Origin of the sequence: Arenimonas metalli CF5-1, assembly GCF_000747155.1 — a bacterium.
GTDB lineage: Bacteria > Pseudomonadota > Gammaproteobacteria > Xanthomonadales > Xanthomonadaceae > Arenimonas > Arenimonas metalli.
Genome location: NZ_AVCK01000065.1, coordinates 42591 through 49776, shown reverse-complemented (window position 1 = coordinate 49776; position 7186 = coordinate 42591). Strand labels below are relative to the sequence as shown.

Here is a 7186-nt window from a genome sequence, read left to right as displayed (position 1 = left end):
CGCCGCGGGCGGGGGTCGCCCGCCGGGCGCGGGCGCGGCGCCGGGCGGCGGCGGACCGTCGCCGGAAGCGATGCGCCAGCGCATGGCCGAGGCGCTCAACCGCAGCTTCGCCGACTTCCGCGCCACCCTGTCGCCGGAGCAGCAGGCGCGCTGGGATGAAGAACTGCGCGCGCTCGCCACGGCCCGCCGCGGCGTGGTGTGGGTGTTCGACCAGGGCCAGCCGCGTGCGGTCGCGGTGCGCCTGGGCGCCTCCGACGGCACGGTCACCGAGGTATCGGGCGAACTGGCCGAGGGCGACGCGGTGATCACCGGGCAGGAGCGCCCGGCGGCATGACGGCCCCGACGTCCGGATCGCAGGCGCCGATGATCGAGCTGGTCGGCCTGCGCAAGGTTTACTCGCCGGGCACGCCGGCCGAAGTGGTGGCGCTGCGCGGCGTCGACCTCGTCGTGCCGCGCGGGGAGTTCCTCGCCATCATGGGCGCGTCCGGCTCGGGCAAGTCGACGATGATGAACATGATCGGCTGCCTCGACCAACCCAGCGCCGGCACCTACCGCTGCGACGGCGTCGACGTCGCCACGCTCGACGCCACCCAGCGCGCCAAGCTGCGGCTGGAGAAGATCGGCTTCGTTTTCCAGGGCTTCAACCTGCTCTCGCGCCAGACCGCGCTGGAGAACGTGATGATGCCGCTGGTGTACTCGAACGTGCCGGTGGCCGAGCGCGCGCCGCGGGCGCTGGAGGCGCTGGCCGAGGTCGGCCTGGCCGACCGCGCCGGGCACCGCCCGAACGAACTCTCCGGCGGCCAGCAGCAGCGCGTCGCCATCGCCCGCGCGCTGATCAACCAGCCGCCGCTGCTGCTGGCCGACGAGCCGACCGGTGCGCTCGACTCGCGCACCAGCGAGGAGATCATGGCGCTGTTCGAGCGCCTGCAGGCCGGCGGCCGCACCATCGTCATCATCACCCACGAGCGGCCGATCGCCGAGCACGCCGACCGCATCGTGGTGATGCACGACGGCCAGCTGCACGCCGATGGCTGGGTCCCGAAGGAGAACGCGGCATGACTTTCCCCGACGTGTTGCGCTCGGCGGTGTTCTCGCTGCGCGGCAACTTCATGCGCAGCATCCTGACCGCGCTGGGCGTGATCATCGGCATCGCCGCGGTGATCGTGATGGTGTCGGTGGGGCAGGGCACGCAGAGCGAGCTCGACCAGATGATCTCGCGGCTGGGCTCGAACCGGCTCGAGGTGTTCGCCTCGTCCTCGCGCCAGGGGCCCGTGCGCGGTGGCGCCGGTTCGGCCGCCAGCCTCACCGACGACGACGCCGAAGCGATCCGCGGCGAAATCCCGGAAGTCCAGTACGTCGCCACCTCGATCCGCGGTGGCGGCCAGGTGGTGTTCGCCGAGAACAACTGGTCCACGCGCTGGGAAGGCGTGAACGCCGACTACTTCCCGGTCAACGACTGGGAGTACGCGCTGGGCAGCGGCTTCAGCGCCCGCGACTTCAGTTCGGCCGCGAAGGTGGTGGTGCTGGGCGAGACCGTGCGCCGCGAGCTGTTCGGCGATGCCGATCCGGTGGGTGCCACGATCCGCCTGGGCCGCGTGCCGCTGCGCGTGGTGGGCGTGCTGGTGCCCAAGGGCCAGGGCAACTGGGGCCAGGATTCGGACGACATCATCATCGTGCCGCTGGAAACCGGCCGCCGCCGGCTGGCGCCCGCCGCGGCCGCGGCCAGCACGCCTGCCACGGCCACGCCCGCCGCCGGCGCCGCCGCGGCGGTGCCGCGCCAGGCCAGCACGGTGCAGCAGATCTCGGTGATGGTCGGGCGGGCCGAGGACCTGGCCTACGTCGAGGAAGAGTTGAATTCCCTGCTGCGCCAGCGCCACCGCATCGCGCCGGGCGCGGAGGACGATTTCGCGGTGCGCAACATCGCCGAGATCGTCAGCACCCGCACCCAGACCACGCGGCTGATGTCGCTGCTGCTGGGCGCGGTGGCCAGCATCTCGCTGATCGTCGGCGGCATCGGCATCATGAACATCATGCTGGTGTCGGTGACCGAGCGCATCCGCGAGATCGGCCTGCGCATGGCGGTCGGCGCCGGTCCGAAGGAGATCCAGGCGCAGTTCCTGGCCGAGGCGATGCTGATCTCGCTGGGCGGCGGCTTCATCGGCATCGCGCTGGGCGTCGGCGGTGCGCTGCTGGCCAGCAAGTTCGGCGCGTTGCCGGTGATGCTGGACGCGAAGGTGGTGCTGATGGCCACCGGGTTCTCGGTCGCCACCGGGCTGTTCTTCGGGTTCTACCCCGCTCGCAAGGCGGCGCGGCTCGATCCGATCGAGGCGCTGCGCCACCAGGGCTGATGCACCAACCGCTGTGGGAGGGACTTCAGTCCCGATGCCTTTCGCGAAGGGCATCGGGACTGAAGTCCCTCCCACAGGAGAAGCGCCCGGGGCCAGCGAGCCGCCCCGGGCGCCGGGTGGATCAACGCGTGTAGAGCAGGCGGTTCGGCGAACCGGTGCCGATGCCGGTCAGGCGGTTGGTGGTCGCCTTCGAGTACAGCGCATTGCGCACTGTCGCCGGCGAGGCCGACGGGTTGGCCGCCAGGTACAGCGCGGCCGCGCCCGCCACGTGCGGCGAGGCCATCGAGGTGCCGCTGATGGTGTTGGTGGCGGTGTTGCTGGTGTACCAGGCCGAACGGATCGAGCTGCCCGGCCCGAAGATGTTCACGCAGCTGCCGTAGTTCGAGAACGACGAACGCGCATCGGTGGACGTGGTCGAGCCGACCGTGATCGCATTGGCCACGCGCGCCGGCGAGTAGTTGCAGGCGTTGGCGTTGGAGTTGCCCGCGGCCACCACCACGGTCACGCCGGCGTTGATCAGGTTGTTGGTGGCGGTGTCGGTGGCCGAGGAGGCCGAACCGCCCAGGCTCATGTTCGCCACCGCCGGCTTGACGTGGTTGCTCGCCACCCAGTTGATGCCCGCGATGATCGTCGAGTTGGCGCTGCCGCCGGTGCAGCCGAACACGCGCACCGGCACCAGCCGGGCCGCCTTCGCCACGCCCCAGGTGGCGCCGCCGACGGTGCCCGCCACGTGCGTGCCGTGGCCGTTGCAGTCATTGGTGCCGCGGCCGTCGCTGATCGCGGTGTAGCCCGAGAGCACGCGGCCGCCGAAGTCGGAGTGGCTGGCGCGGATGCCGCTGTCGATCACGTACACGCGCACGTTCGAGGCGGTGTAGTCGTAGATGTAGCTGCCGTTGAGCGGACGGTCGCGCTGGTCGGAGCGGTCCAGGCCCCAGGTGGCGCCGGTCTGGGTGGCGTGGATGTAGGACATTTCGTCCTCTTCCACGTAATCCACGCGCGGGTCCTTGATCAGGCGCTGGATCTGCTTCTCGGTCGCTTCGACCGCGAAGCCCTGCAGGGCGACGTCGTACATCTGGTGCGGGCGCAGCTCGAAGCGGTCCGAGAGGTCGACCGCGGCGTTGGCGACCGCCATCGACATGGCCTCGCGGCCGTTGCGCGCGTTGGCCGGCAGCACGAGGCTGTTGGGCTTGAGCACGACGATGTAGCTGTTCTTGATCGGATGCTCGGCGCGGCGCAGCTCGGACGCGAGCGTGGACGTGGTGCCCAGCGCGAGGGCAAGGCCGAGCGCGAGCAGGTTGACGGTCTTCATGGTGTGACTCCCCGAATGGATCGAACAGGTGGTGGTTGGGCGTTGCGCCCGCATCGGTCCTTCCCCTGTCGGACCGGCCCGCGGCTTCCGGTCGGCATCCCGCCGTGTCCTTCGTCGCGTGGCAGGCCGTGGATAGGGGACGCACGCGGGGGCTGTCAACGCCCCGTGCAGGCATGGCGCATGCTGCGGCGCGGCGACCGCGATGCACCATCGTCGACAGCCGCGCTGCAGCGGCCTCGACCCGTGAAGTCCGCCGCAGCGCAGCACGCGGGGGCGCGCCCGGGCGGGCCGTGAATTGCTGCCTTGCGGCAAGAAATCTGCGCGGCCTGCACGGGCGTGCACGGGGCCTTCGCCCGGCCCGGCTAGACTGTGCGTCCGCGTCCATTCCCGAGGCCTTCGACCATGATCCGCACCCTGCTCGCGCTCGCCTTCGCCCTGGCCGCCCCGGCCTTCGCCGCGCCGCCGCCGACGGCCCTGGTGCTGCACGGGGGTGCCGGCGTCATCGAGCGCAGTGCGCTGTCGCCGGAAGACGAGCGCGAGGTGCGCGCGGCGCTCGACCGCGCGCTCGACGCCGGCCAGGCGGTGCTCAAGGACGGCGGCAGCGCGCTGGACGCCGTGACCGCGGCGATCGTCGTGCTGGAGGAATCGCCCTGGTTCAACGCCGGCAAGGGCGCGGTGTTCAACGCCGAGGGCGGCCATGAGCTCGACGCCGCGATCATGGAAGGCCACACCCGACGCGCGGGCGCCGTGGCGGGCGTGCGCACGGTGCGCAACCCGATCCGGCTGGCGCGCGCGGTGATGGAGCACTCGCCGCACGTGATGCTGGCGGCGGGCGGCGCCGAGGCCTTCGCCGACACCCGGCCGGAGCTCGAGCGGGTGGCGCCGGACTGGTTCGACACCGAGCGCCGCCGCGAGCAGCTTGATAAGGCGCAGGAGCGCGAGCGTGCGGCGCTGCTTCCCGCGCCCGGCGCGTATTTCGGCACCGTGGGCGCGGTCGCGCTCGATGCCAGCGGCCATATCGCCGCGGCCACGTCGACCGGCGGCATGACCAACAAGCGCTGGGGCCGGGTCGGCGATGCGCCGGTCATCGGCTCGGGCACCTGGGCCGACGCCAACTGCGGCGTGTCCGGCACCGGCTGGGGCGAGTTCTACCTGCGCACCGCGGCCGCGCACGCGATCTGCGCCCGCGTCGGCCTGCGCGGCGACGCGCTGGCGACCGCCGCGCACGCGGTGATCAACGAAGAGATCGTCGCGCTCGGCGGCGACGGCGGCGCCATCGCCCTCGATCGCCGCGGCAACATCGCCATGCCCTTCAACACCAGCGGCATGTACCGCGCCTGGCTCAAGCCCGACGGCACCCGCGGCACCGCCATCTTCCGCGACGACAAATGAACCAGGTTCCTTTGGCGGTGGCCAGCAAATGAACCTGGTTCATTGGGTGTTGGCGGCTTCGGAGATGGTGGCGCTGGAGCCGGTGACGGTGACGGCGACGCGGCGGGAGGCAAGCGTGTTCGAGACGCCGGCGGCGGTGTCGGTGCGCACGGCGCCGGACGCGGCGCCCGGGCTGAACCTGTCGGAGTGGCTGGGCGGCGTGCCCGGGCTGCTGGCGCGCGACCGGCAGAACTATGCCCAGGACACGCAGGTGTCGATCCGCGGCTTCGGCACGCGGGCCAGCTTCGGCATCCGCGGGCTGCGGGTGATCATCGACGGCATCCCCGCGACCCAGCCGGACGGGCAGTCGCAGCTCTCGCACGCCAACCTCGCCAGCGCCGAGCGCGTCGAGGTGCTGCGCGGGCCGTTCTCCGCGCTGTACGGCAATTCCTCGGGCGGCGTGCTGCAGGTCTTCAGCGGCGAGGGCGTCGCGCCCGGCGAATGGCGCCTCGGCGCCGCCGGCTCGGATGCCGGCGACTGGCGCGTGTCGTCCGGCCTGCGCACGCAGTGGCGCGGCGCGGGCGTGGTGGCGGGGCTGTCGCACCTGCGCGTGGACGGGTTCCGGCCGCATTCGGCCGCCGAGCGGACGTCCTTCAACGCGCGCCTGCACTGGCCGGGCGACGGCGGCGAGGGCGGGTCGCTGGTGTTCAACCACCTCGACGCGCCGGACGCGCAGGACCCGCTCGGCCTGGACCGCGCGCAATTCGATGCCGATCCTTCGCAAACCACGCCGCAGGCGCGGGCCTTCGACACCCGCAAGTCGGTGCGCCAGTCGCAGCTCGGCGGCACCTGGCAGCGGGCGCTTGGCGTCGCGCGGCTGCAGGCCATGGCCTATGCCGGCCAGCGCGACATCGAGCAGTACCTGGCCATCCCGGTCGGCGTGCAGGGCAACCCGCTGCAGTCCGGCGGCGTCGTCGACCTGGGCAGTGATTTCTTCGGCGGCGAACTGCGCCTGGCCGGCGAGGCCACGCTCGCTGGCCGCGATTTGAAGTGGACCGCGGGGCTGGGCTGGGAAGGCCTGGCGCAGCAGCGCCGCGGCTTCGAGAACTTCGTCGGCACGCAGCTGGGCGTGCGCGGCCGGCTGCGGCGCGACGAGCGCAACGACGTCGCCACCTTCGACCAGTTCGCGCAGGCCGACTGGCGCTTCGCCGACGACTGGTCGCTGCTGGCCGGCTTGCGCCACAGCCGGGTGCGCTTCCGCTCGGAGGATCGCTACGTCACCACCGGCAACCCGGACGACAGCGGCGCGGTCGACTTCGAACGCTACACCCCGGTGCTGGCGCTGCAGTGGCGCGCGCGCCCGACGCTGAACCTGCATGCCAGCGTCGGCAGCGGCTTCGAGACGCCGACGCTGGTGGAACTGGCGTATCGCCCGGACGGCGGCTCGGGCCTGAACCTCGACCTGCGCCCCGCGCGCAGCCGCAACCTGGAGCTGGGCATGAAGTGGCGGCCCCGGCCGGGCGTCAGCGCCGATGTCGCCGTGTTCCGCACCGCCACCCGCGACGAACTCGTGGTGGCGACCAATGCCGGCGGCCGCGCCAGCTACGCCAACGCCGCGCGCACGCGCCGGCAGGGCGTGGAGCTGGAGTTCGCCGCGCCGCTGGGCGAGGCGATGTCGCTGCAGCTGGCCTGGACCGGACTCGACGCGACCATGCGCCAGGATTACTTCGCCTGCGCCGGCGCGCCCTGCACGCTGCCGACCCAGCGCATCGCCCGCGGCACGCGGCTCGCGGGCGTGCCGCGCTCGCAGGGCCGCCTGCGCTGGGACGGTTGGCGCGGCGATTGGCGGGGCTTCGCGGAAGTGCGCGGCGTCTCCGCCGTCACCGTCAACGACGTTGGCAGCGACCGGGCTTCGGGCTACGGGCTGCTCGACCTGGGCGTGACGTGGTCGGCGACGCCGCGCCTCGACGCTTTCCTTCGCCTGGACAACGCGCTCGACCGTCGCCACGCCGGCTCGGTGATCACCAACGACGGCAACGGCCGCTACTTCGAGCCCGGCGCCCCGCGCACGCTGTGGCTGGGCCTGGATTTCCGCGCCGCGAAATGAAGCGGGCCCGGTTTCCCGGGCCCGCCTGGTCCCGCACTTCGCGGCTCGCGC

At 72.5% G+C, this 7186-nt stretch carries 6 protein-coding genes; 5 read left to right on the top strand and 1 reads right to left on the bottom strand.

Annotated features, from left to right (window positions below):
* From N787_RS15170 to N787_RS14095, 3 genes are all read left to right on the top strand, one after another.
* The coding region (locus N787_RS15170) for a hypothetical protein (RefSeq protein ID WP_425387888.1) at positions 1–334 on the top strand (334 nt) is incomplete at its 5' end.
* On the top strand, positions 331–1059 hold the full coding sequence (locus tag N787_RS14100; RefSeq protein WP_084590829.1) for an ABC transporter ATP-binding protein: 729 nt from the start codon (positions 331–333) through the stop codon (positions 1057–1059). The genes N787_RS15170 and N787_RS14100, both read left to right, overlap by 4 nt.
* Positions 1056–2348 (top strand): ABC transporter permease, encoded by a 1293-nt coding sequence (locus tag N787_RS14095; protein ID WP_034215521.1) that lies wholly within the window; start codon positions 1056–1058, stop codon positions 2346–2348. The genes N787_RS14100 and N787_RS14095 overlap by 4 nt, the downstream gene beginning before the upstream one ends.
* A gap of 121 nt (positions 2349–2469) precedes the next feature.
* Here N787_RS14095 and N787_RS14090 read toward each other — a convergent pair whose 3' ends face one another.
* A complete protein-coding gene (locus tag N787_RS14090) occupies positions 2470–3657 on the bottom strand; it encodes a S8 family peptidase (protein WP_034215518.1) in 1188 nt (395 codons plus the stop codon).
* A 402-nt stretch (positions 3658–4059) separates the two neighbouring features.
* Here N787_RS14090 and N787_RS14085 point away from each other — a divergent pair, with 402 nt between their 5' ends.
* Complete coding sequence (locus N787_RS14085; protein WP_034215515.1) at positions 4060–5049, top strand: isoaspartyl peptidase/L-asparaginase family protein; 990 nt, start codon at positions 4060–4062, stop codon at positions 5047–5049.
* Between the two features lie 28 nt (positions 5050–5077).
* The gene (locus N787_RS14080) at positions 5078–7135 is read left to right on the top strand and encodes a TonB-dependent receptor family protein (protein WP_156969065.1); all 2058 of its coding nucleotides are present in this window, start codon (positions 5078–5080) and stop codon (positions 7133–7135) included.
* Positions 7136–7186 lie beyond the last annotated feature (51 nt).

Excerpts from the sequence above, each read along its gene's own strand:
- N787_RS14100 (WP_084590829.1), top strand. The coding sequence starts at position 331 with ATGACGGCCCCGACGTCCGGATCGCAGGCGCCGATGATCGAGCTGGTC.
- N787_RS14095 (WP_034215521.1), top strand. The coding sequence starts at position 1,056 with ATGACTTTCCCCGACGTGTTGCGCTCGGCGGTGTTCTCGCTGCGCGGC.
- N787_RS14090 (WP_034215518.1), bottom strand. The coding sequence starts at position 3,657 with ATGAAGACCGTCAACCTGCTCGCGCTCGGCCTTGCCCTCGCGCTGGGC.
- N787_RS14085 (WP_034215515.1), top strand. The coding sequence starts at position 4,060 with ATGATCCGCACCCTGCTCGCGCTCGCCTTCGCCCTGGCCGCCCCGGCC.
- N787_RS14080 (WP_156969065.1), top strand. The coding sequence starts at position 5,078 with ATGAACCTGGTTCATTGGGTGTTGGCGGCTTCGGAGATGGTGGCGCTG.